This window comes from Arthrobacter sp. HS15c, from assembly GCF_040812005.1.
Lineage (GTDB): Bacteria > Actinomycetota > Actinomycetes > Actinomycetales > Micrococcaceae > Arthrobacter.
In genome coordinates this window covers 16579-43046 of record NZ_JBFOHM010000010.1, presented here as the reverse complement: position 1 = coordinate 43046, position 26468 = coordinate 16579, and the positions used below count along the sequence as shown (strand labels likewise).

Below are 26468 nucleotides of genomic sequence, written 5' to 3'. Positions count from 1 at the left end.
GCCGTAAAGGCTCGTCCCGGTGCAGGGCGCGCAGGTGCGGGGTCAGGCCAGTTCGCCCTGGAGGTTCCGGCGGGCGGCGTCGAGCCACAATTCCCGTGCCCGCTCACTGTGGAAGAGCGGGTCCAGCTCCAGCAGGTGGCGCACGACGGCGGCGCGCCCGGCGGCGAAGTCGGCGTCGCCGATGTGCGCGTAGTCTTGCCGGACGGCGGCCACATACCTGGCGTAGGGCTCCGGTTCGCCCCCGAGTACTGACAGGTCCGCGTCACAGAGGAGTGCGCCGTCGTCGTCCCCCGGATCCGGGCGGTGATCCGAGGTGAGCCGCACCAGCCGCGCCACTTCCTCAATGTCCGCGGCGGGGAGCCCGGCGTGGGCCAGGCGTTCCTCGGCGAGCCGGGCGGAGTCCTCCTCGTCCTGGCCGGCGGAGCCGCGGTACACGGCGTCATGGAACCAGGCTGCCAGCTGGACGGTGCGGGGAGGGTCGGCGGGTTCGGCGAGCAGGTCCAGGGCCTCCAGCACCGCCAGGAGGTGCGTTCGGCCGTGGTACTTGCGGTGCTCCTCACCCCACCGGTCCAGCAGGTCCAGGAAGAGGGCGTCGTGGCCGGGCATGATGTTCTCCCAGCGGTTCAACAGCGGAACTTTCAGCGACTTGCTGCGCCGGCGTGCCGGGATCCGAAGTCCGCTGGCGATGAGTTTACGCACCAGGATCCGTCCCTCAACCGGGATGGCGCCCGCGGCCACCAGGTCCTCGAACCGGCGCTCCGCCACATCGTAATGGTCGCCGTCGAAGGCCCGCTCCGGGATCCCGGCCGCAGCGGCGAAGGCGTGGAGTTCCTCGAGCGAGGTGTCCGAAATGAGGTGCGAGAAGTGGGTTCCGTGCGCAGGCCAGAGGGGCGGATCAAGGTAAATGGCCATGGTGGAAGTCTAATCCCGGCCGCTCCTTAGCTCAGCAGCGCGGTCCACTGCCTGCCGCCGGATCCCGGTGACCTTGGTGATCTCCGGCTCCAGCTGCTGCATACGGGTGGTGAGGTACTTGTCCAGCAGGGCGTCCAGCTGGCCATGGAAGTTGACCTGTTCACGGCAAGTAGCGTCGGTCACCGCGATCTTGAACTCGTTCTGGCCACCGGCCGCCTGACCAGCAGATACCGCGTCGGCGGGGCTCCGGAAGTTGGCGTACGGCGACTCCGCCATGCAGGTCTTCCATGAGTCGATGGCCTTCTCGAATCCTGAATCGGACGCGGCTGCACTGGCGGCGGAATTCAGTGAGTTCATGGCGACGCCGGTGGCCAGGACGTAGTTTTCCACGCTCCCGTAGATCCTTTTGGCAGCCTCTCCGCCGCAGCCGCCGCCGTAGGTTCCGGCGCCGTTCACCGTCACCATGTTGTCCTCTGTCTGGGGGCCCGAGAACGCAAGCACAAACGCCGGATCAGCCCAGAGCTTTGCGTCCTCTGAACCAGCAGCAGCTTCGTGCGGGCTAGCTGGCTGCAGCGACGCGTAGCCGCTTGCTTTCGCGCTGGCCACGTCCAGCCGTTTAAAGCCGATGTTGCTGTGGAAGTCCACGGTGTAGGTATTGACGGCAGGTGCGAAGTCGTACCCGGCGGCGGCCATGCACTCACTGACCGCCGCGGCTCTGCCCGTTTCGGCGGCCGAATCCGGAGTGGCGTAAGCCTCGGCCCGGGCGGTGATTCCGCTGATGGGTGTTCCCGACGCCGGGATGCTGCCGCCCGGCACGGCGGATGCGGCGAGCGCTGCGGCCGCTCCTGCCGCGAGCACGGCCAAGCCGATCAGTTTCCTGTTCATGTTTCCCCCAATAGTTGGTGATGGTGTGGTGTTGCCCGGCGTCAGGTGCCGCCGAGCAGCCCGTTTTCGTAGGCGTATGCCACCAGCTGGATGCGGTTGCGGAGCTTGAGCTTGGCCAGGATGCTGCCCACATGGGACTTCACCGTGGCTTCACTCAGCACCAGTCCTGCCGCGATTTCGGCATTTCCCTGGCCCGTTGCGGCAAGCAGGAACACGTCCTTCTCGCGCCCGGACAGGGCGTCCAGGGCCGAGGTGTTCCCGGCCGACGGCGTGGTGTAGTCGCGGAGCAGCTGGTTGGTGGCATGCGGAGCCATCACGGCGTGGCCGGAGTGCACCGTCCTGATCGCGGCCAGCAGGAACTCGGGCGTGACGTCCTTGGTCAGGAAGCCAGCGGCACCGGCCTGGATGGCCCGGACCACGGCTTCGTCGTGCTGGATTGTGGTGAGCACAATGATTTTGGGCGGGGTGCCGGGCCCGGAGGAGATGGTGCGGGTTGCCGTAATTCCGTCCATGACGGGCATCCGGATGTCCATCAGCATCACGTCGGGTCCGACGGCGGCAGCCAGTTCCACAGCCGCGGCACCGTCGTGCGCCTCACCCACGAAGTCCAGGTCCGGCTGGCTGCGCAGGATCATCTTGAGGCCGGCGCTGAAAAGCGGCTGGTCGTCCACCAGGGCGACCCGGATGGCTGGTGTGCTGGCGGCCGCGGTGCCGGCCCCGCCAGTGACGGGAGCGTTCATGGCAGGAGTGCCTCCATATCGAAGCGGTTTCCGGTGGTGCGGGTCGCGAACGAGCCGCCCACCGCCGTCGTGCGTTCCTTCATGCCGGGGATGCCCCTCCCGTTTCCGGCGCTGGGAGCGCTGCCCGCGGATGCCAGTTCGGAGCTGACACGCACGATCAGCCCGTCCGGTCCGGGCCTGACCGACACTCTGGCTCCCTTGGTCCTGTCGCCGTGACGGAAGGCGTTGGTCAGGCTTTCCTGGACCAGCCGATAGGCCGTCAGCTGCTGCAAAGGTGTCACGCTCCGTTCCTCGGCCGGGGCGTCCACAGTGACCCGCATGCCGCTGGCCGTGAATTGGCCCGCCAGCGATTCGAGCTGGTCCAGGGTGGGTGCCGGCGACGTGTCGGCAGGGGCGACGTTTTCCAGCATGTGCCGGGTTTCCACCAGCGCTGTCCTGGCGGCGGAGGCGATGATCTGTGCTGATTCCTCGACGGCGTCCGGCTCGCTGCGGTGGATGTAGCGGATGCCCTCGGCTTGCGCCGTGATGACAGTGAGGGAGTGGGCCAGGACGTCGTGGAGCTCGCGGGCGATCCGGTTACGTTCCTGTTCCACGGCGAGTTCCGTGGCGGCCTGCTGCAGCTCGGCCTCTGCTCGGAGCTGCGCCCCACGGCTGCTGCCGGCATTGTTCACCGCCAGGCCTGCGGCCCACGCGGCAAGGTTGAAAGCGGCGAAGGCGCCGAAGACCAGGAAGACATAGGTGCCGGTCCGCAGGGCGCCCCGGCCGTAGAGCTGGGCCCCGAACACGAAGTTGACCCAGGTGCTGTCCGCAAACCAATTGAGCGTGATGAGCCCGGCTGACGCCACGGCAAACACCGGCAGCAGCCACCGGTACCGGCCTCGGAGGCCAAGGGTGGCGAAGAGGATGAGCAGCGGCACCGCCACATAGCTCAGGACTCCGGACACCATGACTACGGGCAGCACCTTGAATGCCTGCAGCGCTAGCGTGCCGGCTGCGAACACCAGGGCGCCGGCCGGGAAAATCCGGGCGGCCGCCACGGCGGACAGCAGCGCAAACAGCAGGGTACTGTCCCGGTTGAAGCCGCGCTGCTCCAGCACCAGGAGGGCCAGCAGCACGGCCAAGGCCGTGGCTGGGGCGGCTGCCTCGCGGGCTGGCCTGCGGAAACGGTTCAGGAGGGGGAGCATGTTTCCACCCTAAGCGCGCTTTTTGCCCGGAACGGCGCGCTTGCGGACAGTTCAACACCCAGGATGACGAAGTTCAGCCGGGGTGATGACTTGGCATGGGCTGGCCGGGTCCGTCACCGTACGCTCCCGCCCAGTTAGTGGCTGGTATTGCTGCATTACCGGGCCGACACGCCGTGTCCCACCACGGGCGGCGCAGGCAACCGGGCGGGAACGTACGCGCCACCCGGTCAGGAGCCGGCAGGCAGGATGTTCTGGTTGCCGCGGAAGACGTTTTGCGGGTCGAAGTCGCGCTTGACCCTGGCCAGCCGGGCGTAGTTGCCGTTGCCGAAGGCGGCGCGGATCCGGTCCTGCCCTTCATTGCCAATGAAGTTGAGCCATACGCCGCCGTTGGCGTAGGGGGCGATCTTGGCGCGGAAGTCTTTGACCCAGGCCTTGGCCAGCTGCCCTTCCTCGGGGGTGGGGGAGATGCCGTACGGGTGGCTCACCCAGGCCGCGTTCCGGTTGATCAGCGGGGTGGCCGATCCAGCGTTCCCGCCGACGGCGCCGCCCCAGCGCGCGATGAGCTGCTGGGATGTGGCATCGGGGAGGTTCCGGGCCGATTCCACAAAGATGTCCAGGGCTGCATCGGGAAGTTCGTCGTGGTAGTCCGCGCTCCAGTAGTTGTAGTGGTCCGGCGGATCGTCCAGGGAGCCGTTGAACTCTGCATAGCCTGTGTCGCCCACCAGATCGACGGCGGGCCCTAGTTCGCGGAACGGCCGGGCATGTTCGGAGCCTTCCTCGGCGTCACCCGCGAAGACGTAGCCAACGGCGACTGCTAACTTTCCCACCAGATGCTCAGGCACGAACGGCTCCGGCGGCGCGGTCAGGTACAGCAGTCCCAACCCGACCCCATCGGGGGCTGCCAGGGCCAGGTCCCGATACGCGCGGGAGACGTCCAGTGCCTCTTCACCTGGCCACAGCCATATCCCGGCATGGACCACAGGGCCCAGCCGGTGCGCCTGGAACGTAAAGGAGGTGGCCACGCCGAAGTTCCCGCCTCCGCCATGGAGCGCCCAGAAGAGTTCGGGATTCTCCGTGGCGCTCGCGGTGACGCGCTCGCCGTCGACCGTCACCAGGTTCACCGAGACCAGGCTGTCGCACGCGAACCCGTAGGACCTTTCCAGCCAGCCGGACCCGCCGCCGAGCGTGAAGCCGGCGATTCCGGTGGTGGAGGCGCGCCCGCCGGTGACGGCCAGGGCGTGCTCCTGGGTGGCGTGGTCGAACTCGCCCCAGGTGACGCCTGCCCCCGCGGTGACGATGCCGGATTCGGGGTCCACGTCGATCGACTTCATGGGCCGGACGTCGATCACCAGGCCGCCGTCGTTCATGGACATTCCGGCCACTGAATGGCCGCCGGCGCGGACGGCGATGGCGAGGGAATTCTGACGCCCGTAGCGGAGGGCCTCAGCCACGTCCGCGTCGTTGGAGCACTGGGCGATGACGGCCGGACGCCGGTCAATCATGGCATTGAAGACCTTGCGGGCCAGGTCGAAGTCGGGGCTGTCAGGTTTGATCCACTTCATCACAACGCTCCTCAGCGAGTGCGGCTCTTCCCCTCCACTTAGCGTAGGACTCCCGGCGCCGGCGTTCCATAGACGGCCGAGCCAGGCAACCGGCGTGCGGCAATCCGCAATCAAGGTCATGTTTGGTTTTCGCGGTATATAGCCACGGATGAATCCGCATATGCGGTCTAGAATGGCAAAATGCCCACGATCCGCGTTTCCGAAGCCGCCCGTTTCCTTGGTGTCAGTGACGACACAGTCCGCCGCTGGACGGAGAACGGCAGCCTGACCCCGGTCAAGGACGACGCCGGCCGGTTGGCCGTTGACGGCCTCGAGTTGGCCCGCCATGCGCAAAAGCTCGCGCAGCTGCCCGAGGACCCGCACCGGACCGGAAGCTCGGCCCGCAACAGATTCGTTGGCCTGGTCACCGGCATCACCGCAGACAAAGTCATGGCCCAGGTGGAGCTCCAGTGCGGGCCGTTCCGGGTGGTGTCGCTGATGAGCAGCGAAGCCGTCCGCGAGCTGGGGCTGGAGCTCGGTTCCGTGGCAACCGCAGTGGTCAAGGCCACCACCGTCATCATCGAAACCCAGCAGGGAAAGAGCATCGTATGAGGAACCTCCGCGGAAAATCGCGCACCATGGCGGCGGTGGTTGCCCTTGGCCTGGCCGGCGCCCTCAGCGCATGCGGCTCGGCCGCCCCTGCGGGCAACTCCGCGTCCGCGGCCACCTCCCAGCTCTCCGGAACAGTGACCGTCTTCGCCGCAGCATCCCTGAAAGCCCCGTTCACCCAGCTGGCCGCAGACTTCGAAACCAGGAACCCTGGCACCAAGGTCACGCTGAGCTTCGCCGGTTCCTCGGACCTGGTCACGCAGATCACCCAGGGTGCGCCGGCTGACGTTTTTGCCTCCGCTGACACCAAGAACATGGCCAAACTGGCCGACGCCAAACTCCTCGACGGAACCGCGAGGAACTTCGCCACCAACGTCCTGGAGATTGCCGTCCCGCCGTCCAACCCGGCGTCGATCTCCACTTTTGCCGACCTTGCCAAACCCGGCGTCAAGGTGGTTGTCTGTGCCAGCCAGGTTCCGTGCGGCGCCGCCGCGGACACCGTGGAAAAGGCCGCGGGCGTCACGCTGTCCCCGGTCAGCGAGGAATCCTCCGTCACTGATGTCCTGGGCAAAATAACCTCCGGCGAGGCCGACGCCGGCCTCGTCTACGTCACCGACGTCAATGGCGCCGGCAGCAAGGTCAAGGGCATCCCGTTTGACCAGTCCGGCGAGGCCGTCAACACCTATCCCATCGCCACAGTAGGCTCGAGCCGGAACAAGGAACTGGCGGACGCCTTCATCGCCATGGTGACCGGCGCCGAGGGCAGGAAAACCCTCAGCGAGGCAGGCTTCGGCGCACCGTAAGCAAGCCGCACCATAAGCAAGCGCCGCCCTCAGCAGGCCGCAGCGAAGGAGACCATGGGACAGGCCAGGAACGGCGGGTACGGCGGCATCCCGCGCTGGATCTACGTCATCGCCGCCGCCGGCGGCCTGTTCGTCCTGCTGCCGCTCGCCGCGATGGTGGCCAAGGTCAACTGGCCGCAGTTCATCCCGCTGATCACCTCGGAATCGTCGCTGACCGCGCTCGGGCTGAGCCTGCGCACGTCCGCGGCCAGCACTTTCCTGTGCCTGGTGCTGGGGGTTCCCCTGGCGCTGGTCCTGGCCCGCGGGCGCTTCCCCGGGCAGGGCCTGCTCCGCTCCTTCGTCCTGCTCCCGCTGGTCCTGCCGCCCGTGGTGGGCGGCATCGCCCTCCTGTACACCTTCGGCCGGCAGGGGCTCCTCGGCAGGACGCTGGAGGTCGCCGGACTCCAGATCGCGTTCTCGACGACGGCGGTGGTCCTCGCCCAGACCTTTGTGGCCCTGCCGTTCCTGGTGGTCAGCCTCGAAGGCGCCCTGCGTACGGCCGGGAACCGCTACGAGGCGGTGGCTGCAACCCTCGGCGCCCGGCCCACCACCGTGCTGCGCCGGGTCACCCTTCCGCTGGTCCTCCCCGGCCTGGCCTCCGGGGCGGTGCTGTCGTTCGCCCGCAGCCTGGGCGAGTTCGGCGCCACCCTCACCTTCGCCGGAAGCCTGCAGGGGGTGACCCGGACGCTGCCGCTGGAAATCTACCTGCAGCGGGAGACGGACGCCGATGCCGCCGTCGCGCTTTCCCTGGTCCTGGTGGCTGTGGCGGCGGCCGTGGTGGCCCTTGCCTACCGCAGTCCCCGCACCGCCGGCCGCGGTCCGGCAGGCTCCCCGGGCCAACGGGAAAGCCCGACGGCGGCGCCCACGGCGCGGAGCGCAGTCCGGTGACGTTTACGGTCCAGGCCGCCGTGGCCGCCCGGGATTTCGACGTGTCCCTGACCGTGGGGCCGGGCGAAACCGTGGCCATCATGGGCCCCAACGGCGCGGGCAAATCCACCCTTCTCAACGTCGTCGCCGGCCTGCTGCACCCGGACTCGGGCCATGCCGAGCTGGACGGCAGGACACTGTTCAACCTGGCCGCCGGCCGCGGTGAATGGACCGCGGCGCACCGCCGCGGCACTGCCCTGCTGGCGCAGGAACCGCTGCTTTTTCCGCACCTGAGCGTCCTGGAGAACGTGGCGTTCGGCCCCCGCAGCGCCGGCGTTTCGAAGCAGGTGGCACGGGCGTCGGCCCTGCACTGGCTGGCCGAGGTGGAAGCGGCGGAGCTGCAGTCCCGCCGGCCAGCGCAGCTGTCCGGCGGGCAGGCCCAGCGCGTGGCGGTGGCCCGTGCGCTCGCCGCCGACCCGGGCCTCCTGCTCCTGGACGAACCGATGGCCGCCCTGGACATCCATACCGCCCCGTTGCTCCGGCGGCTGCTCAAAAGGGTGCTCGCGGGCCGCCGCGCCATCATCATCACCCATGACGTCCTGGACGCCCTAATGCTCGCTGACCGGGTGGTCATCCTCGAAAACGGGCGGATCGCTGAGCAGGGTCCCACGCGCGAGGTCCTGCAGGTGCCGAGGAGCCGGTTCGCGGCAGGGCTCGCCGGCCTGAACCTCGTCACCGGCACCATCGCCGGCCATGGGCTGCTGGCCGGCGACCTGGCGATTTACGGCCAGCACGACGAACTGCCGGGGGAACTGCCCGCAGGCCAGCCCGGGGTGGCGGTCTTTCCGCCGTCGGCCGTTTCCGTTTTCCTCACCGAGGCGCACGGCAGCCCGCGGAACTCCTTCGCCGTCACGGTGACGGACCTCGAACCCTACGGCGACCGGATCAGGGTCCGCGCCGGAACCGGAGGGCAGTTGAGCGCCGACGTCACGCCGGAAGCCGCCGCCGACCTGGGGCTCGTCCCCGGCACGCAGGTGTATTTCGTGGTCAAAGCCGCCGCCGTCTCCATCTATCCGGCCTGAGGTCATCCCCTGGGCTGAACCCGTGCGCCGCCGCCTTGGCTAGGCTGGTCAGCGCCGGCCCCACCGCGCCGGCAATGATTGGGGGAGTGCAGTGAAGTTAGGAAACAGGAAAATTACGACGACGGCCGCCGGGTTGGTGCTCGCGGCCGGACTGGCAGGCTGCAGCCTCTTCCCGTCACCCCGGCCGCCTGTTCCGTTGCCGGCCACCCCCACATCAATGCTTCCGGCGAGCTGCCCGTTCCTGGCACCGGAGGACGTCCGCCCGGTCCGGATTCCCCAGGGGACGCCCAAGGAAGCCATCGGGGGAGTGCTGAATTCCTTCGGGGCATGGCTCAACGCAGGGTCAGAGACCCTGTCGACGTGGCAGGCCGGCGGCACGGTCCCGCGGGAATGTGCGGACAGCCTGGCCGCCGCAAACGCCGAGGCGTACTCCACCACCATTTTCACCAGCCACACCGACGTGGCCTGGCAGCAGTACTTCAGTGCCGTCGAACGGATGAACGCCCAGACGCTGCAGGGCGTCCGCGACGCAACGGAAGGCCAGGGCAGCCGTGGCTCCTTCGAGCTGCTGAAGGAGATCGACTCAAGCTCCACGGAGAACGGCACCTTCCTGAAGTTCGATGCCGTGTACAAGCCGGCCGCCGGAACGCCGGCAGGAACCCCATGGGAGGAGTGGGACAGGCCCACACGCTGGTACGTGGAGCTCATCCCGGACGGCGACTTCCTGGTCATCAACTACGTGGAGCAGACCCCCGCTGCCGGCCATCCCTAAGTGGCCGGTCAGCTCCCGAAATGTAATTGACTAGCTTTGTCATTTTGCGTGACACGGTTCACGGCAGCGAGTAATATTTCTTGTGGATCGCCACGCACCCATGGTCGGTCCATCCACTCAGCTGAGCCGATCGGCGAACGCAGGCCTCGGGCGGGTGGCTCCTTGGGGGAGTCACCCGCCCGGGATTGTTTAAGTCGCGGGTGCCACCTCGGTCTCGGGACACTGGGGCTGCCGCGGCCGCGGGGATACAGTGCAGGAGTAACGATTTGCGGAACCCCGGGCTCGCCTGGTGCGGGGTTCGCTGTGGGCAAACATCGCCTCGGCGGCAACCTCTGTGAAAGTTGAGCGTAGTAGACTCAACTTAGCGGAAAACGCGCATCCCCGGAAGGAGCTCTCTTTGGACGTCAAATTCACCACCAAGAGCCAGGAGGCTCTTTCGGCAGCAGCCATGAACGCCTCCACGGCCGGAAATCCCCAGGTGGAACCCGCCCACCTGCTCAAGGCGCTGATGGATCAGCGGGAGGGCGTCGCCGTCGCGCTCCTCCGCGCCACCGGCGCTGATCCGGACGCCGTCAGCGTCCAGGCGAGCAGCGCCATCAAGGCACTGCCGACAACCTCCGGAGGCTCCACGCAGCAGGCGCAGCTGTCGCGGCCCGCACTGCAGGCCATCCAGAACGCCAAGAACGAGGCGGACCGGCTGGGTGACTCGTTTGTCTCCACCGAAGTCCTGCTGCTGGGGCTCTCGGCGGGGAGCGACGCCGTCGGGCGGTTAATGCGCGACGCCGGGGCCTCCCATGAGGCGCTGCTCGCCGCCCTGCCGGGTGTCCGCGGCGACCGGAAGGTCACCAGCCCGGACCCGGAGAACACCTTCCAGTCGCTGGAGAAGTTCGGCACGGACCTCACCGCGATGGCTCGCTCCGGGAAGCTGGACCCGGTCATCGGCCGCGACACCGAGATCCGGCGCATCATTCAGGTGCTGAGCCGCCGCACCAAGAACAACCCCGTGATCATCGGCGAACCCGGCGTGGGTAAGACCGCCGTCGTTGAAGGCCTCGCCCAGCGGATCGTGGCCGGTGACGTCCCCGAAAGCCTGCGGGGCAAGACGCTGATCGCGCTGGATCTCGCGTCAATGGTGGCCGGCGCCAAGTACCGCGGCGAGTTCGAGGAGCGGCTCAAGGCCGTACTGGAGGAGATCAAGAACTCGGGCGGCCAGATCGTCACGTTCATCGACGAGCTCCACACGGTGGTGGGCGCCGGTGCCACGGGGGAGTCCTCGATGGATGCCGGCAACATGCTCAAGCCCATGCTGGCCCGCGGCGAGCTGCGGCTGATCGGCGCCACCACGCTGGACGAGTATCGCGAGAACATCGAGAAGGACCCCGCCCTGGAGCGCAGGTTCCAGCAGGTGTACGTGGGCGAGCCCAGCGTGGAGGACACCATCGGCATCCTGCGCGGCCTGAAGGAGCGCTACGAGGCACACCACAAGGTCACCATCGCGGACTCCGCGCTGGTGGCTGCCGCAACGCTGTCCAACCGCTACATCTCCGGCCGCCAGTTGCCGGACAAGGCCATCGACCTGGTGGATGAGGCCGCCTCCCGGCTCCGGATGGAGATCGACTCCGCGCCGGAGGAGATCGACCAGCTGCGGCGGTCCGTGGACCGGCTCACCATGGAGGAGCTGGCCCTCGCCAACGAGAAGGATCCGGCCTCGGTGGAACGCCTGGCCGCGATCCGGGCTGACAAGGCCGACAAGAACGAGGAACTGTCCGCGCTCAACGCCCGCTGGGAAGCCGAGAAGGCCGGGCTCAACCGCGTCGGTGACCTGAAGGCCAAGCTGGACGAGCTCCGCTCCACCGCAGACAAGGCCCAGCGCGAAGGCGACCTGGAGACGGCGTCGCGCGTTCTCTACGGCGAGATTCCGGCCCTGGAGCGTGAACTGAGCGCCGCAGCGGAGGCCGAGGCCGAGGTGACGGACAAGCCTGCCCAGATGGTGGCGGAGCAGGTCACCGCGGACGACATCGCGGAGGTCATTTCCGCCTGGACCGGCATCCCCGCCGGCCGCATGCTGCAGGGCGAGAGCCAAAAGCTGCTGCACATGGAGGAGGAACTGGGGAAGCGGCTGATCGGCCAGAGCAAGGCGGTAGCTGCGGTGTCCGACGCCGTCCGGCGCGCCCGGGCGGGCATCAGCGACCCCAACCGGCCCACGGGTTCGTTCCTGTTCCTGGGCCCCACCGGCGTGGGCAAGACGGAGCTCGCCAAGGCGCTGGCGGATTTCCTGTTCGACGACGAACGCGCCATGGTTCGGATCGACATGTCCGAGTACGGCGAGAAGCACTCGGTGGCACGGCTCGTCGGTGCGCCCCCCGGATATGTCGGCTACGAGGAAGGCGGCCAGCTGACTGAAGCCGTCCGGCGCCGGCCGTACTCCGTGATCCTGCTGGATGAGGTGGAGAAGGCCCACCCCGAAGTCTTCGACATCCTGCTGCAGGTGCTCGACGACGGCCGCCTCACCGACGGCCAGGGCCGCACCGTGGACTTCCGCAACGCCATCCTGGTGCTGACCTCGAACCTGGGCAGCCAGTTCCTGGTGGACCAGTCCCTGGACGCGCAGGCCAAGCGTAACGCGGTGATGGCCACCGTGAATGCCTCCTTCAAGCCGGAGTTCCTGAACCGGCTGGACGAAGTGGTGCTGTTCGACGCCCTGACCGTGGATGAGCTGGCGAAAATCGTCGAGCTGCAGGTGGCAGAGCTCGGCAGGCGCCTGTACGAGCGCCGCCTGACCCTCGAGGTGACCGACGGCGCCCGCGCCTGGCTGGCCATGTCCGGCTTCGACTCCGCCTACGGCGCCAGGCCACTGCGCCGGCTCGTGCAGAAGGAGATTGGCGACCGCCTGGCCAGGGCCATCCTGTCCGGCGATATCACGGACGGTGACACGGTGCTGGTGGACACTGCGGCCGACGTCGATGAACTCACCATCGAGGGCTTGGAGGCCCTCTCCGGTCCCGACGGCGGCGCTCCCGCCGGCACAGGCCTGGTGGTCCGGCGGAAGGGCTAGGCACCTGGGTTAGCCCGCGGTCCGTGCCTGGGAGGGCACTCTAGTCAGTTGCTGCTTGATGTCCTCCCAGTTGCTCGCCACGCGGCGTTCCACGATCAGGCCGTCCACCACGCGCTCCAGGGTGAGGCTCTCGCTGGTGATGGGAGCCCCCGTTGGGGCGATTCCTTCGAATTCGCCGCCGCTGTGCACCGCGTGCATGGTCACCCGGCACGCCACCAGGTCGCCTTCGGCGACCTGGTCCTCCAGGGTGAAGCTGGTGCCGCTGAACATGGCGTTCCAGCCCTTGATGGCCTGCACCATGGTTCCACGGTCCATCGGTTCGGTATTCCCGTGTACGTACGCCTGGAGGTCGGGCGACAGGACGCTGATGAGCCCGGCTTCGTCCTGGTCTTCGAAGGCCCGGAAGAACCTGCGCACCACGTCTTTGTTCTGGTCAGTAGTCATTGGACTGTCCCTTTCGATTCGTATCCGGGATGCTCCGGATAGGCACACACTAGGAGCCTGCGGGACGATCCGACTCCGTGTACGTACCCAGTCGGCAGGGGGAATCAGCAGCGCATGGGAGGGTTTTTGCGCGGGACCGCCAGGGCGTCCTGTTCGGGCCCCAACCCGTGGCGGAACGCGTAATTGGCGGCAGCGGTTCGGGCCGCCGGGCCGTCCACTCCAATCTTCAGGTAGAGGTTGGAAATGTGCCTTTCAACCGTCCGCACGCTGAGCCCCAGACCCGCCGCGATGGATTGGTTGCTCTCGCCGCCGGCAATGAGGTGAAGCACCTGGGCCTCCCGTGGTGTGAGGCGAGTGGCAGCTGAAACGAGGGATCCCGTTTCGGATGCCGGTGCCTGCGGTTCCCGAATTTCCTTCACCAGGGCGTCAATCTCCTGCGGCGTCAGTGCCCGGCCGGCCGACAGGCATTCGCTGAAGGCTCCCCCTCCGAGGAGAGCGGTGGCGGCGGCCGCAGTGAGGTCAAATTCGGCACGGTCAAGCGCCCAGAGCACTGCTCCATACTGGTCGAGGCGCCCTTGTGCTGCGCCCAGAAGCATCGCCGACGTCCGCGGCGACCCACCAGAAGCAGCCACCGAAGCCCAGGCGGCCAGGGCCATCGTGACGCCCCAGTCATCGTGGCCGTCCCGTGCCACGCGGAGTGATTCGGCAAGATGATGGCGTGCTCCTTCGAGGTTCCCGCGGGTCCTGGCTATCTGTCCCAGCCTGACGCACCGCCGGGCGATGGCGAAGGCGTGGCCGATCCGGCGGGCGAGCACCTGGCTTTTCTCGTAGCATTCGGCCGCCTTGTCGACGTCGCCCTGCAGGAAGGAGGCGTCTCCCAACGCGAACAGGCAGGCAGAGGTCCACCACTGGTCCCCGGCCTCCTCCTCCAGCGCCAGCCCTTTCGCGGCAAGAACCGCGGCCCGGGGAGCATCTGTGCCCATGGTTGCGTGGGCCAGATAATGCATCTGCCGTCCCACGGCGGCAGGGTCTTGAAGCTCGGCGAAGATGGCGGCTGCTTCCTCCCAGTGGCTTCGCGCCTCTTCACCGTGCCCTGCATGGACGGCGAGGAAACCCCTCGATTCGTGGAGATTCGCCTGGAGCCGGCGCGGAATGGCATGGCTGCTGGCAAGGTAGCGCCGGTGCCACATCAGCCCTTCGGCGAATTCACCACGCAATTGCCACACCTGGGAAAGGGCGACCGCGATCTCGGCTCCGGACTCCAGCCCGTCGGGCTCGTCGAGGCCCCAAGCCATGGCCGCCCTCAGGTTGCCCCTGTCCTGCTCCAGCCGCCGGGTCCAGGCGGGCTGCTTTGGACCGTTCAGTTCCCCGCGCGCCTCCATGGCAACGGCAGCAAACCGGGCCGCATGGGAGCTTCGCAGCAAGGACCTCTCTTCCGCCGCCCTCAACTGCTCGTCGGCGTACTGGCGGACAACTTCGAGCAGCCGGAATCGCCGGGTCCCGCCGCTTGGCCGTTCCACCACCACCAGAGACTGGTCCACCAGTCCGGAGAGCGCGGGGAGGATGTCCGCCGGCTCCAGAATGCCTCCGGGACACACCGTCTCGGCGTCTTCGAGGGCCCAGCCGCCCGCAAAGACGGAAAGCCGCCTGAACAGTGCCTTCTCAGGCGGCGGCAGGAGCCCGTGGCTCCAGTCCAGGGCAGCGCGGAGTGTGGCATGTCGTTGGGCGCCAACCGGCCCGCCGCCAGCCAAGAGTCCCAGGGCGCCCTCCAGGCGCTCGGCAAGTTGCGCCGTCGTCAGTATCCTCACCCGGCTGGCGGCCAGTTCGATGGCGAGCGGCAGTCCGTCCAGCCGGCGGCAGACGCGTGCCAGGGAGACGGCGTTTTGCCGGGTGACGGCGAATTCCGGAAGCACCATGGACGCACGTTCAGTGAAGAGCCTGACGGACTCAGACGCGGCGATCTCGCCGGCCGGAAGATCTTCGCTGGCCGGTACTGGCAGAGGGTCAAGAAGCCAGGTCCTTGATGCCTCTACAGGCAATGGCACCCTGCTCGTGGCAAGGATGTGCAGGCCCGGACATCCAGTCAGCAGCTCCACGCCGGCTTTGGCGCAGTCGCGGGCTAGGTGCTCACAGTTGTCCAGCACCAGCAGTGCCGGTGAATCTCCTATATGTTCAGCAATTGCCATGATCTCGCCCTGGCCAGGCTTGATGAAGACGCCAAGGGCTGATGCGATGGTTGACCCGATGAGCTGCGGGTTGGCAGTGGCAGTGAGATCGGTCCAGCAGACCTGCGGATGCGAGGCTTGGCCGGCCCTCGCCGCTACGGTGAGCGCCAGCCGTGTCTTTCCGGAACCTGCGGCGCCGGTGATCGTGAGCAGGCGGCTCGTCCCCGAATCCAGCCACCTCAACAATGCGGCAGTCTCCCGTTCCCGGCCTACAAAGCTGGTCACGGGCCGGGGAACGGCGCCGAGGGGACGGGCCTCAGACCCGGCATTTGCCCGGACCGACGGGGCCAATTGACGTGCCCGGAGCGCTGCATCCTCACGCGTGTGGACACCGAGCTTATGGAAAATCTGTCGCAGATACCACTTCGCTGAACTTGGCGCGATGCTGAGCCGAGTGGCAATCTCCGCGCTGCCCATGCCCTCGGCGAGGAGAAGTGCCACCTCGGTCTCCCTCACAGTCAGGGGCTGAGGCGTCACCGGAATCTGGGCTCTGACTTGCGACATCTCTTCCGCCGTTGAAAGAAGTATGCGGGGCCCGGCATTGGACGCACTCCTACACGGCCAAGCCCACCAGTACCCTCATTCTCCTCCTGGCCGTCCATTTGTGGTGAGCCGTTTGGGTATCGGCCTTTCCCGTCCGGCCAGCGCGCTTACGGAATCGCCGGGAGCACGCTCGCGGTGATGACGTTCCCGCCGGGCGCGGTGACGTAGCAGTCCACACGCCGGTCACCGGATTCCCAGCTGGTGCTGCTGGGATAGGCCCGTTGGAAGTTCAAGGTGAAGTCGTTGGCCGGGGGTGCAAGCTTCGCGGCCTGGCATGCCTCCAGGGCCTTGGCTTTGAGTGCTTCGCCGCCCGGGTAGGAATCAGTGGCGGGGTAGCGGTAAGTGGCCACCAGCTGGGCCGAATGGCCGGCATCACAAGCCACAACGGTCGACTTCAGTGCTTCCGGATCAAAATCCTTGAAGCAATCCCCAAGTTTAAAGTCCGCCGGCGCCACGCCTTCACGGGGCAGAGGCAGGGCGCTGGCCGGCGCGGTCGGCGAAATTTCGATGATTCCTGAACCGTCGGCGCCGGAATTGCCGCTGTTCTGTGCGTTGTCGCTGAGCCACAACGCCAACCAGACAAGGGATCCCACCACGCCCGCGAGCACCAGGACAAAAACGGTTTTCAGGACGATCTGCCCGGTCCGCCGCGGATTGCGCGAAGGAGGCGCCGGCGGCAGGCCCGGCAGCTCAACACGGGGAGGAGCCGCCGGAGGCACTAGGGGCAGGCCTGCCGTGGGCGGCGCAGCGGGTTTGGGCGGGCGTTCCGTTCGGCCGGCAGCGAAATCCCGGTCTCCGCCCGAAGGTCCTGTGGCGGTGTCCTCTTGGTTCACGGGAGTGTGCCCTCCTGCGTTGCCTTGGCTGATAACCCCGGTCCGTGGCCGGTGTTCAGCAGTTGATGAAGCGACTCTACCGAACAAAAAACCCGGGAACCCTGTTGTTCGGCTCTATCGGGTCGCCCGACATGCCATCCGGTGGCGGCTGCTGGCAAGCAGGTGCTGCCGAAAGCATGTAATCTAGGTGTACGACAAATTGACCAAACATTCCGGGGCCTCACCGATAGCCAAGGTGACCACCTCCGGTCCAAGTACAAAAGGGGGTCACGCCATGGGGCGCGGCCGTCAAAAGGCAAAAGCTACCAAGCAGGCTCGGGATATTAAGTACTACTCCCCGAACACTGACTATTCGGCACTTCAGCGTGAGCTGACGGGTCCGGGAAGTCGTGCCACGAGCCATTTCGCGAATGAACCGGTCGAACCGGATTATTCGGCTTATGTGGATAAGTACGCGGACGATTTGGAAGAAGACGACGACGACGTAGACAGCCGTCGGATCGGCTAGTTGTCGCAAGCCGGTGTTGCCGCGAGGCGCCCGGCCTCGTGACGCCGCAGTACGATCGGATGCCGCATCTTGTCCGTCAGTACAGCGCTTCTTTTGCAGCACCCGGAATCCGGACGGACCCCGGTGCTGACTTTAGTTATATGCAGTGACCTCAGCCGTTCTGTGCTGACCTCAGTTATTAAGCCCGTTGCCTGAACCGGATCTCCGGTGCAGGCAGCGGGCTTTTTGGTGTTGACTGGTCCTGTTGACCCAGGGAACCCACCCGCCGCTGTCACCGCGAAAGGACCTTCATGCCCGGAAACTCCAGTTCACCCACGTACCGGCACGGCGAGCCTTGCTGGGCGGATGTCCAGACCCGCGATGTCGCGGCGGCCAAGGCCTTCTACGGCGCGGTGTTCGGCTGGCGGTTCGAGGACCTGCCCACGCCGGACGGCCGAAGCTATGCCAAGGCATTCCTTGGCAGCGACCTGGTAGCCACCATTGCGCCGCAGAATCCGCACCAGGAATCCCTCGGCACGCAGGCACAGTGGAACATCTACCTGGCGGCCGATGACGCGCGGGCCGTAGCGGAGGAAGCAGCCCACCTGGGCGGTGCGGTCCAGTTCGGCCCCGAGCAGGTGGAGGACACCGGCGTGATGGTCTTCCTTGATCCGCCGGGCGGCGGCACTACGGGCGTCTGGCAGCCCGGAACACACATCGGCGCCGGACGTTACAACGAGGCCGGTGCGTTGTCATGGGCGGAACTGCTCACGCCCGAGCCGCAGGCCGCCGTCGGATTCTTCCAGCAGCTTTTCGGCCACGAGGTCACGGAGTATCCCCAGGACGACGGCGGCACGTACACCACGCTGATGGTGGGCAGTGCGGAGGTGGCCGGGATAGCCGCCACTGAGGATGAGCCCGGCTGGCATATCTACTTCGGCGCCACAGATGTTGCCGACACTGTACGGAAGGCGGTGGCGGCCGGGGCGGAAGTGCTGATCGAGCCCGACGTTTCAGACCCCGATGCCCCCGGCTCCACGGCAACCCTCAAGGATCCGCAGGGCGGCGTGTTCAGCCTGCTGGAGGTTTAAGCACGGATGCCCGCGCAGCCGCAGGTAGCGGCTGCGCGGGCATCCTGAGACTTGCTTAGGCGTAAGCGTTGACCAGGCGGACGGCGCCGCCGTCCACGCCCTTGGCGCCCTGGACGTAGTCCGGGCCGGACTTGAGGATGGAGTCCGAGTCGGCCGTGACGGTGCCCATGATCCAGGACGGCAGGCCGCGGTCGTTGAGGCGGGCCACGGCGGCGTCCGCGGCTTCGGCGGACACGATGGCCACCATGCCCACGCCCAGGTTCAGGGTGCGCTCGAGGTCAGCCAGCGGGACGTTGCCCAGTTCCGAGACCAGCTTGAAGATGGCGGGCAGTTCCCAGGTGGCGCGGTCCACGGTGGCCACGAGGCCCCGCGGCAGCACGCGTGCCAGGTTGGCGGCCAGGCCGCCGCCGGTGACATGGCTGAAGCCGTGCACGGCGTTGGCCGTGTTCACCGGGAAGGCGCGGGCCAGGTCCAGGCAGTCGGCGGCGTAGACGCGGGTGGGCTCCAGCAGTTCCTCGCCCAGGGTGCGGCCGAGTTCGGAGACCTGGCGGTCCAGTGCCCAGCCGGCGTGGTTGATCACGCGGCGGACCAGGGAGTAGCCGTTGGAGTGCAGGCCGGAGGAGGCCATGCCGATGACCACGTCGCCGGCGCGGACGCGGTCCGGGCCCAGCAGCTCAGAGGCTTCGACGACGCCGGTAGCAGCACCTGCGACGTCGTATTCGTGCTCGCCCAGCAGGCCGGGGTGCTCGGCGGTTTCGCCGCCCACCAGGGCGGTGCCGGCCACGGAGCAGGCCGCGGCGATGCCGCGGACGATGTCCGCAATGCGCTCGGGGACAACCTTGCCGCAGGCGATGTAGTCGGTCATGTAGAGGGGCTCGGCGCCGACCACCACGATGTCGTCCACCACCATGCCCACCAGGTCAAAGCCGATGGTGTCGTGGATGTCCATGGCCTGGGCGATGGCAACCTTGGTGCCCACACCGTCGGTGGACGTGGCCAGCAGCGGCCGCTTGTAGGTCAGCAGCCTGGAGACGTCGTACAGCCCGGCGAACCCGCCGACGCCGCCGATCACGGAGGAATTGTGGGTTGCCTTCACGGCACCCTTCATCAGCTCGACGGCGCGGTCGCCGGCTTCGACGTCGACACCGGCGGAGGCATAGGTGATGCCCGCGGGACTGTTCGAAGCGTTGCCGGCGGCGGGGGTTGCGGAAGTCATACGGACTCTTTCTTGTCAGCGCCGGTGGTGGCGGCGTGCACGTCTGGCACAAGGTCGGCTTCGGTCAGAAGGTTCTCGAACTCGGCGTCGGGTCCCGGGTCGCAGCCCGTGGCGCCGGCTTTCTCTGCCGGGTCCTCGTCGGCGTCGATCGCCAGGGCGGCCGTGGAGCCGGGGAGGGCGGAGGGCGACGGCGTGAGGCCGCCGAGATCGGTGCGTTCCAGAAGGTTCTTGCCCAGCTTGTCCGCGCCCGGAAGTTCGATCGGGTACTTGCCCGTGAAGCAGGCCGTGCAGAGGCGTTCGCGGGGCTGGCGGGTGGCGTTGATCATGCCGTCTTCGGAGATGTACGCGAGGGAGTCGGCGCCGATGGCCTGGGTGATTTCCTCGATGGTGGCGCCGTTGGCGATCAGCTCGGCCCGGGAGGCGAAGTCGATGCCGTAGAAGCAGGGCCACTTGACCGGCGGGGAGGAGATCTTGATGTGGACGCTCGCGGCGCCGGCTTCCCGGAGCATCCGCACGATGGCGCGCTGGGTGTTGCCGCGAACGATCGAGTCGTCGACGACCACCACCCGCTTGCCGCGGATCACGGACTCAAGGGCGTTGAGCTTGAGCCGGATGCCGAGCTGGCGGAGGGTCTGCGAGGGCTGGATGAACGTGCGGCCCACGTAGGAGTTCTTGACGAAGCCATGCGCGAAGGGGATGCCGGATTCCTCGGCATAACCCACGGCGGCAGGGGTGCCCGATTCCGGCACCGGGATGACGATGTCCGCTTCCTGGGTGTTTTCGCGGGCCAGCTGGCGGCCCATTTCCACCCGGGATTCGTACACGGAACGGCCGGCGATGGCGGCGTCCGGGCGGGCGAGGTAGACGTATTCGAAGACGCAGCCGGCCGGCGTCGCCTCGGCGAAGCGCTGGGAGCGGACGCCGTCCTCGTCGATGGCGATGAACTCGCCGGGCTCGATTTCGCGGATGAAGCTGGCGCCCACGGTGGCCAGTGCGGACTGCTCGGACGCGACCACCCAGCCGCGGTCCAGCCGGCCCAGGACCAGCGGACGGATGCCGTAGGTGTCACGGGCGGCGTAGAGGGTGCCTTCGTCCATAAAGACGAAGCAGAAGCCGCCCTTGATCTTGGGCAGGAGCTCGATGGCGGTCTGTTCGAGGGTCTTGCCCTCTTCGCCTTCAAGGAGCGCCGTCACCAGCGCGGTGTCCGAGGTGTTGCCCTGCTTCATTTCGCCGCTGAGCTGGCCGCCGTTGCGCTCCAGGATCATGGCGTTGAGCTCGGCGGTGTTGGTCAGGTTGCCGTTGTGCGCCAGGGCAACGGTGCCGGTGCTGGTGGCGCCGAGGGTGGGCTGGGCGTTGGCCCAGTGGCTGGCTCCGGTGGTGGAGTAGCGGCAGTGTCCCACCGCCAAGTGCCCGGTCAGGGTGTTCAGCGTGGTCTCGTCGAAGACCTGGGATACGAGGCCCATGTCCTTGTAGACGTTGATCCGCTTGCCGTCGCTGGTGGCTATACCAGCCGACTCCTGACCGCGGTGCTGTAGTGCATACAGCCCGTAATAGGTGAGTTTTGCTACTTCTTCACCTGGTGCCCAGACCCCGAAGACGCCACAAGCGTCCTGAGGGCCTTTTTCGCCAGGGAGAAGATCATGAGAAAGTTTTCCATCGCCGCGTGCCACTGGTCGATTATCTCACGACATGGGGTAAGACTTTTCCGCCGCGGCGTTTGTGACTGGCTACGCGCCCGTGCGTGTGCTTGTGTCGGCGCTGCGCCTAGGGCTGGGCGCCGTCGTCGGGTTCCGAGTCCGGAACGGCTTCCACGATGGCGCGCTGCTGGCGCTTGACGCTCCGCCGGTCCAGCAGGAGGGCCGCTATTGCGCCCAGAATCGCCCCGCCGGCGCCGAACATGACCAGGAAAAACCCGAACACCGATCCGCGGTCAAAGCTCTCGTCGCCGGGGAGTCCGTACGCCACGACGGCAGCCACCGCGACGCCCACGAGGCCACCGAGGATGAGGAAGGGCACATATTTGGGTGCCCGGCGGACGGTGACCTCGCGGCGTTCGGCGGGGGTTTCTTCAAAAGCCATGCCATCAAGCCTACTGCCGGCAGGGCAACGCGGGCGTTTAGCTGCCGCGGTAGGTGGAGTAGGCGAAGGGGCTCAGCAGCAGCGGCACGTGGTAGTGCTCCGCGCCGGTCACCTCGAAGACCAGGTCTACCTCGGGGAAGAACGTAGCGGTCTCCAGTGCGGCGTAGTACTCGCCGATGGCGAAGTTGAGCCGGTAGCGCCCGGGCGCCAGCTGCTCGGGCCCGAGGTCCTTCGCCCGGCCGTCGGCGTCGGTTGTGGACGTGGCGAGCTGGTGCCAGGTGCCGCCGTCGTGCTGGAAAAGGACGACGGCGATTCCCGCCGCCGGGCGTCCGGCGCCGGTGTCCAGGACGTGGGTGGTGACATGGGAAACGCTCATTCGCTGATCACTCCTTCAAGCCGCAGCAGGGCGATTTCGCGCAGCTGCTGGGCGACGATGGCGTCTTCTTCCGCCGGTGAGTTGTTGAGCCGGGTGTTCAGCGCAGCAAGGATTTCCGGTGCAGTCCGTCCGGCGGCGCGGATCAGGAAGACCCTGCCGAACTTCTCCTCGTAGGCGAGGTTGCCGGCGGCCAGCGCTGCGGCGGTGCCGTTATCCGACGGGTCCACGCCGGACTGTTCCGAGCGGGACATGGAGGCCTCGGCAGTGCCGGCCGTGGGACGCTCGCCGATCCGGGGGTGGTGCGCCAGGGCTGCTTCAACCTCGGCGGCCGTGAAGGGCGACGCCGCTGCTGCGGCAAAGTCAAGGAGTGCTGCCCGGGAGGCGAACGGGCGGGAATCGGTGATGGTCTCCACCCAGCGCCGGACATCGATGCAGGGTTTTAGCGCGTTGGCGGCCGCAGCCGGGACTGCGGTGTTGAATTCGGCAAGCTTCATGCTGGCTGGTTCCTCGTTGCAGGTGCTGGCATCCATGGTGACGGCTATGCGGAGGGCCGGGTTTGGGCGGCTTCACAGTTGAAGCTTCCGCATCATGGAACTGTTATTTCAGCATACGTAATAGTGAAGCCGATGACACTGGCAGGTGTCAAGAGAATACAGCAGCGTTGCGATAGCCCCTGTCATCGGCCGAGGGCTGGAATTCGCTGCTGCAGCATGCGGCGCCCGCTTCCGCCGATCAGCGCCAGGAAGTTCCGGTACAGGGAGCCCCTGGAGAACTGAACGAATTCGGAGCGGGGCGCCTTCAGTCCTGGGACGTCCGCGTGAGGACCCACGTATTGGTGCCGTCCTGCCGCTCGAACGTCACTGTGGTGACCAGCGCCTGGATGAGGGCCAGCCCGCGCCCGGACTCGGAGTCGTCGTCGGGCGTTCCCGGTTCCATCGTGCCGAATGGCGGCTTGGCGTAGAACGCGCTGACCCTGGCGCGCAGGAGGGTGGGCTGGACGCTGATGTCCACGCCCAGTTCCACTGGTTTTTGCGCCTTGGCCGGCTGGGCGTGCTGGACGATGTTGGACGCTGATTCGATGACTGCCGTAGTGAATGTCATCTGGTCCACGGCCTGGACCAGGGGGGCATCCTCCCAGAGGCCGTCCAGCTCGTTGTGGACGGAATCGATGGCCTCGACGTCAGCCAACCCACGGAAGCTCCGCTGGGCCAGGACCTCAGTCATTGCTGAACGCCTCTTCGGCAGAGGCGTAGGAGGTGAGCACCCGGTCCATGCTGGTCAGCTCCAGAACCATCCTCACCTGCGGCTGGACGGCCGCAATCCGGAGGTCTCCGCCGGCCTGCCGGGCCGCCTTCAGGCAGCCGATCAGGGCGCCGAGGCCGGAGGAATCCATAAAGGCCGTGTTCTCCAGGTTCACCACGATCCGGGAGGAACCACCGGCGATCACGTCGGTGACGAATTCCCGGAGCTTGGGCGCGGACACCATGTTCAGCCGACCGTCCGCTTTGACCTCCGCGTACGAATCCTTGACCTCGTAACTAAACTCCATCGGGTTTCCTCTCTCCAGCCTCTACGTCCACAGCGGGTTCGTAGCCCTTGTACAGCACGGCTCGAACCAGGATGCTCATGACCACCAGGTCAAAAATAACCCAGGCCACGTTCACCAGGGTGCCAAGCGGCTCGGCCAGTCCGGTGGCGAGCCGGATGATGCCCACGACGGCGGCAATCGCCAGCAGCGCTGCCACCACGATCTGCGGGCGGATCAGGCTCCAGCTCGGGCCGCCGGTCTGGCGCGCCTTCGGGGTGACGGCGAACCCCAGGGGACGTCCGAACCAGACGTTCCGGGCCGCCGTCGAACACGCCTTGATCCAGGTGGGGAACAGCGCCAGGCTGTACTGCTGGCCGCGCCAGGTGGGAATGCCCCGGCCGGCCACGGCGAACAGCAGCTGGTTGGCGATCATGAACGGGATGAACCGGATGAAGAAGTCCCAGCTGAGGCTGGTGACGGGCAGGATCCCCAGCAGCAAGTAGATGATGGGGGCGGCGAAGTAGATGACTGCTGCGTAGCCGCTCAGATAGGTCCACATGGTGGCGAAGTACATCAGCCGCTGGCCGATTTTCAGGCCCTTCTGCACCAGCGGGTTTTCGCGAAGCAGCACCTGGATGGTCCCCTGCGCCCATCGGAGGCGCTGGGTGAGCATGGTCTTGATGTCCTCAGGCGCGAGTCCGTAGGCCAGGATTTCGTGGTGGTAGACACTTTCCCAGCCCATGGCGTGCATCCGCATGGCCGTGGCCATGTCCTCGGTGACGGAGATGGTGGCCAGCGGCATGACCGGCTGCGCTTCGTCGTTCCGCTCGACGGTCAGGGCATCCAGGACGGCCTGCACGGATTCCAGCGCGCCGAGCGGTGACCAGTCCCGGGCTGACATCCGCTGGACGGCGTCGTCGGCAACCACAGGGACCCCGGCGTCGCCCACGTGCGCCAGTTCCATGGCGGCGATCTCCTCGAGATCCGCCTGCAGCGCGGAGACATCGGCCAGGACCAGCGTCTGCACAGCGGCATCCACGCGGCGGCGGACCCGGTAGGTGATCTCGCTCAGCGGTTCACCGGCCTCCAGCTGTTCCTGGGCCTGCCGGGTGGCGGCCTCCACCTCGTCCAGCACGTCGGCTACCAGGGGAGTGCCGACGTCGGCCGATTTCCGGGCCTTGCCGATGGCGGACCGTGAGGCGGCCAGCGCACGGCGGATGCTCTTTTCGGTTTCCTTGACGTAGCCCACCAGGCCCAGCTGCATCAGTGCCTCGCGGCGCAGGATGGCGTTGGAGCCGCAGAAGAACGCGGCGTTCCAGCCGTCCTTTCCCTGCTGGATGGGGCCGTAGAACAGGGGTGCCTGGCTGCCGAGCGGATCGGATGGGGGCACGTTGGTGAAGTACTGCGGGGTCTGGACCAGGGCCACCCGGTCATTGGTGAAGTAGCCCAGGGTCTTTTCGAGGATGTCCGGTTCAGGAATCTGGTCCGCGTCCAGGATGAGGAGGAATTCGCCGTGTGTGACCATCAGGGCGTTGTTCAGGTTGCCGGCTTTGGCGTGGCGCGGCACGTTGGCTGTCCAGTCCCCGCTGCGCGTCACATAACCCAGGCCGTGCTCCTCGGCGAGGGCCTTGAGCGCGGGCCGGGCGCCGTCGTCGAGAATCCACGTGCTGTGCGGGTGCCGGATCCTCTGGGCGGCCAGTGCCGTGGTCATGACCATGTCCAGCTCTTCGTTGTACGTGGTGATGAAGACGTCAACGGTGGCATCTGCGGGCGGCGCCGGGGCCGCCTCGCGGATCTTCAGGTTCCACACCGTCATGCCGAACAGCATCACGTCGATCAGGCTGTACGTTTCGGCCACCACCAGGGGCACGGCGATCCACCAGGCGTCCCAGTTCAGCGAGGCCGCCCAGCGCCAGGCCACGTAGTTCAGGCCGAAAAGGACAGTCAGGACCACCACCAGCCGGGTCCAGAAGCGGGTCATACTGCGGCTCCTTCCAGCAGGCGGCGCACCACCACCACGGTGACGTCGTCCTCGGCGGACTCCGCCGGGGCGAGGGCCAGGATGGCGTCGCTGGCGGACTGGGCGGAGTCCTGCCCCTGCGCTGCCGTGAGTACGGCCTCGGTGAAGGCTTCCACGGAATCAAAGACGTCCAGCACGCCGTCACTGACCACCACCAGGGAGTCTCCGGGAGCTAGGTCCATGGAGGACTTCGGCCAGGTGCTGCCGGCCCAGGCTCCCACGGGCGGTCCTCCGGAAGGTAGCCGGTGGACACCACCGCCTGCCGTGACGTGCAGCGCGAGCCCGTGGCCGGCGTCGACATAGCTGACCGTGCCTGACGCGGCGTCGAGGCGTGCGTGGAACAGGGTGACAAACGAGTTCGATGAATCCAGGTCGGTGGCGATGGCCTGGCTGGCCGAGGCGAACGCCCCCTCCAGGTCCAGCCGGTGGCCCGTCGACCGCATCACGGCGCGGACGGTGGCGGCGATGAGCGCTGCGCCCATGCCCTTGCCCATGGCATCGGCGAATGTGAGATGCAGCCCGTCCGGGGTCCGGTACCAGTCGTAGAAGTCGCCTCCCACACTGCGGGAGGGGCGGAAGACGCCGGCGAGGTCGTAGCCCTCCACCCGGACGTCCTCCTTGGGCAGGAGGCTTTGCTGGACCTCGGTGGCGCGCTCCAGTTCGCTGCGCGCGGCCGTGTCCACGGCGGGGGACTGGCGGCGGCGGAACAGGGCGTTAATCCTGGACTGGAGCTCGCGAGGGCTGAACGGCTTGCTGATGTAGTCATCGGCGCCGTTGTCCAGGCCCGTGAGCTTGTCCAGTTCGTCGGCCCGGGCGGTCAGCATCACGATGAACGCGTCCGAAAACTCGCGCAGGAGCTTGCAGACCTCAAGGCCGTCCAGGTCCGGGAGGTTCAGGTCCAGGGTGACCAGGTCCGGCTTGACGCTGCGGACAAGTTCCACGCCTGGAAGGCCGGAATCGGCTTCGGAGACTTCGAAGCCCCGTTTGGCCAGGACCCTTACCAGCAGCCCACGGATGTCCGGGTCGTCCTCTATTACAACGGCACGGCGAATATCGGGCGTGGAATGCATAGCTCTACTTCTACCGTATTAAGGCGCGCCAGGCATTGTCACGTGGCTCACAGCCGCAGTTAATCCG

General features: G+C 67.2%; 25 protein-coding genes. 8 read left to right on the top strand and 17 right to left on the bottom strand.

The window, feature by feature from the left end:
• Positions 1–42: 42 nt before the first annotated feature.
• The 5 genes from ABV518_RS17060 to ABV518_RS17040 form a co-directional block, all read right to left on the bottom strand.
• The gene (locus ABV518_RS17060; RefSeq protein ID WP_367769130.1) at positions 43–912 is read right to left on the bottom strand and encodes a DUF4031 domain-containing protein; all 870 of its coding nucleotides are present in this window, start codon (positions 910–912) and stop codon (positions 43–45) included.
• A gap of 9 nt (positions 913–921) precedes the next feature.
• Positions 922–1797 carry a hypothetical protein gene (locus ABV518_RS17055; protein ID WP_367769127.1) on the bottom strand — a complete coding sequence of 292 codons (876 nt, stop codon included), beginning with the start codon at positions 1795–1797 and terminating at the stop codon, positions 922–924.
• A 41-nt stretch (positions 1798–1838) separates the two neighbouring features.
• Positions 1839–2537: a response regulator gene (locus ABV518_RS17050; protein ID WP_367769124.1), complete on the bottom strand. Its 699-nt coding sequence runs from the start codon at positions 2535–2537 to the stop codon at positions 1839–1841.
• Positions 2534–3721 (bottom strand): sensor histidine kinase, encoded by a 1188-nt coding sequence (locus ABV518_RS17045; RefSeq protein WP_367769120.1) that lies wholly within the window; start codon positions 3719–3721, stop codon positions 2534–2536. Before ABV518_RS17045 ends, ABV518_RS17050 begins: the two co-directional genes overlap by 4 nt.
• A gap of 227 nt (positions 3722–3948) precedes the next feature.
• Complete coding sequence (locus ABV518_RS17040) at positions 3949–5283, bottom strand: FAD-binding oxidoreductase (RefSeq protein WP_367769117.1); 1335 nt, start codon at positions 5281–5283, stop codon at positions 3949–3951.
• A 180-nt stretch (positions 5284–5463) separates the two neighbouring features.
• Between ABV518_RS17040 and ABV518_RS17035 the strand changes: the two genes are divergently transcribed.
• The 6 genes from ABV518_RS17035 to clpB all read left to right on the top strand — a co-directional run bounded on the left by ABV518_RS17035 (position 5464) and on the right by clpB (position 12489).
• Entirely contained in the window at positions 5464–5874 is a 411-nt protein-coding gene (locus tag ABV518_RS17035) for a molybdopterin-binding protein (RefSeq protein WP_367769114.1), read from the top strand.
• Complete coding sequence (gene modA / locus ABV518_RS17030) at positions 5871–6674, top strand: molybdate ABC transporter substrate-binding protein (protein ID WP_367769111.1); 804 nt, start codon at positions 5871–5873, stop codon at positions 6672–6674. Before ABV518_RS17035 ends, modA begins: the two co-directional genes overlap by 4 nt.
• Positions 6675–6728: 54 nt before the next feature.
• On the top strand, positions 6729–7601 hold the full coding sequence (locus tag ABV518_RS17025) for an ABC transporter permease (protein ID WP_367769108.1): 873 nt from the start codon (positions 6729–6731) through the stop codon (positions 7599–7601).
• Complete coding sequence (locus ABV518_RS17020) at positions 7598–8662, top strand: sulfate/molybdate ABC transporter ATP-binding protein (protein WP_367769105.1); 1065 nt, start codon at positions 7598–7600, stop codon at positions 8660–8662. The genes ABV518_RS17025 and ABV518_RS17020 overlap by 4 nt, the downstream gene beginning before the upstream one ends.
• A gap of 91 nt (positions 8663–8753) precedes the next feature.
• Positions 8754–9434 carry a hypothetical protein gene (locus ABV518_RS17015; protein WP_367769102.1) on the top strand — a complete coding sequence of 227 codons (681 nt, stop codon included), beginning with the start codon at positions 8754–8756 and terminating at the stop codon, positions 9432–9434.
• 397 nt (positions 9435–9831) lie between these two features.
• Positions 9832–12489, top strand: coding sequence for an ATP-dependent chaperone ClpB (clpB, locus tag ABV518_RS17010; RefSeq protein WP_367769100.1), 2658 nt, complete (start codon positions 9832–9834; stop codon positions 12487–12489).
• A 9-nt stretch (positions 12490–12498) separates the two neighbouring features.
• Here the strand turns inward: clpB and ABV518_RS17005 are convergent, their stop codons facing one another.
• The 3 genes from ABV518_RS17005 to ABV518_RS16995 all read right to left on the bottom strand — a co-directional run bounded on the left by ABV518_RS17005 (position 12499) and on the right by ABV518_RS16995 (position 16534).
• Positions 12499–12933: an ester cyclase gene (locus ABV518_RS17005; protein ID WP_367769097.1), complete on the bottom strand. Its 435-nt coding sequence runs from the start codon at positions 12931–12933 to the stop codon at positions 12499–12501.
• 104 nt (positions 12934–13037) lie between these two features.
• Positions 13038–15662, bottom strand: a complete 2625-nt coding sequence (locus ABV518_RS17000; RefSeq protein ID WP_367769094.1) for a LuxR C-terminal-related transcriptional regulator — start codon at positions 15660–15662, stop codon at positions 13038–13040.
• Between the two features lie 146 nt (positions 15663–15808).
• Positions 15809–16534, bottom strand: a complete 726-nt coding sequence (locus ABV518_RS16995) for a septum formation family protein (protein WP_367769091.1) — start codon at positions 16532–16534, stop codon at positions 15809–15811.
• A gap of 274 nt (positions 16535–16808) precedes the next feature.
• Here ABV518_RS16995 and ABV518_RS16990 point away from each other — a divergent pair, with 274 nt between their 5' ends.
• Together ABV518_RS16990 and ABV518_RS16985 are read left to right on the top strand one after the other, a co-directional pair.
• Complete coding sequence (locus ABV518_RS16990) at positions 16809–17042, top strand: DUF3073 domain-containing protein (protein ID WP_310165386.1); 234 nt, start codon at positions 16809–16811, stop codon at positions 17040–17042.
• A gap of 290 nt (positions 17043–17332) precedes the next feature.
• On the top strand, positions 17333–18112 hold the full coding sequence (locus ABV518_RS16985) for a VOC family protein (RefSeq protein WP_367769088.1): 780 nt from the start codon (positions 17333–17335) through the stop codon (positions 18110–18112).
• Between the two features lie 55 nt (positions 18113–18167).
• Here the strand turns inward: ABV518_RS16985 and purM are convergent, their stop codons facing one another.
• The 9 genes from purM to ABV518_RS16940 all read right to left on the bottom strand — a co-directional run bounded on the left by purM (position 18168) and on the right by ABV518_RS16940 (position 26401).
• A complete protein-coding gene (purM, locus tag ABV518_RS16980; protein ID WP_367769085.1) occupies positions 18168–19328 on the bottom strand; it encodes a phosphoribosylformylglycinamidine cyclo-ligase in 1161 nt (386 codons plus the stop codon).
• Positions 19325–20998, bottom strand: a complete 1674-nt coding sequence (gene purF / locus ABV518_RS16975; RefSeq protein WP_131134479.1) for an amidophosphoribosyltransferase — start codon at positions 20996–20998, stop codon at positions 19325–19327. The genes purM and purF overlap by 4 nt, the downstream gene beginning before the upstream one ends.
• A gap of 94 nt (positions 20999–21092) precedes the next feature.
• Entirely contained in the window at positions 21093–21407 is a 315-nt protein-coding gene (locus ABV518_RS16970) for a hypothetical protein (protein ID WP_367769081.1), read from the bottom strand.
• A 37-nt stretch (positions 21408–21444) separates the two neighbouring features.
• A complete protein-coding gene (gene uraH, locus ABV518_RS16965; protein ID WP_367769078.1) occupies positions 21445–21783 on the bottom strand; it encodes a hydroxyisourate hydrolase in 339 nt (112 codons plus the stop codon).
• A complete protein-coding gene (uraD, locus tag ABV518_RS16960) occupies positions 21780–22277 on the bottom strand; it encodes a 2-oxo-4-hydroxy-4-carboxy-5-ureidoimidazoline decarboxylase (protein WP_367769075.1) in 498 nt (165 codons plus the stop codon). Before uraD ends, uraH begins: the two co-directional genes overlap by 4 nt.
• Before the next feature lie 304 nt (positions 22278–22581).
• Positions 22582–23007 carry an ATP-binding protein gene (locus ABV518_RS16955; RefSeq protein WP_367769072.1) on the bottom strand — a complete coding sequence of 142 codons (426 nt, stop codon included), beginning with the start codon at positions 23005–23007 and terminating at the stop codon, positions 22582–22584.
• Entirely contained in the window at positions 23000–23332 is a 333-nt protein-coding gene (locus ABV518_RS16950) for an STAS domain-containing protein (protein ID WP_367769069.1), read from the bottom strand. Before ABV518_RS16950 ends, ABV518_RS16955 begins: the two co-directional genes overlap by 8 nt.
• The gene (locus ABV518_RS16945) at positions 23322–25292 is read right to left on the bottom strand and encodes a glycosyltransferase family 2 protein (protein WP_367769067.1); all 1971 of its coding nucleotides are present in this window, start codon (positions 25290–25292) and stop codon (positions 23322–23324) included. The genes ABV518_RS16950 and ABV518_RS16945 overlap by 11 nt, the downstream gene beginning before the upstream one ends.
• Entirely contained in the window at positions 25289–26401 is a 1113-nt protein-coding gene (locus ABV518_RS16940; protein WP_367769065.1) for a PP2C family protein-serine/threonine phosphatase, read from the bottom strand. The genes ABV518_RS16945 and ABV518_RS16940 overlap by 4 nt, the downstream gene beginning before the upstream one ends.
• Positions 26402–26468 lie beyond the last annotated feature (67 nt).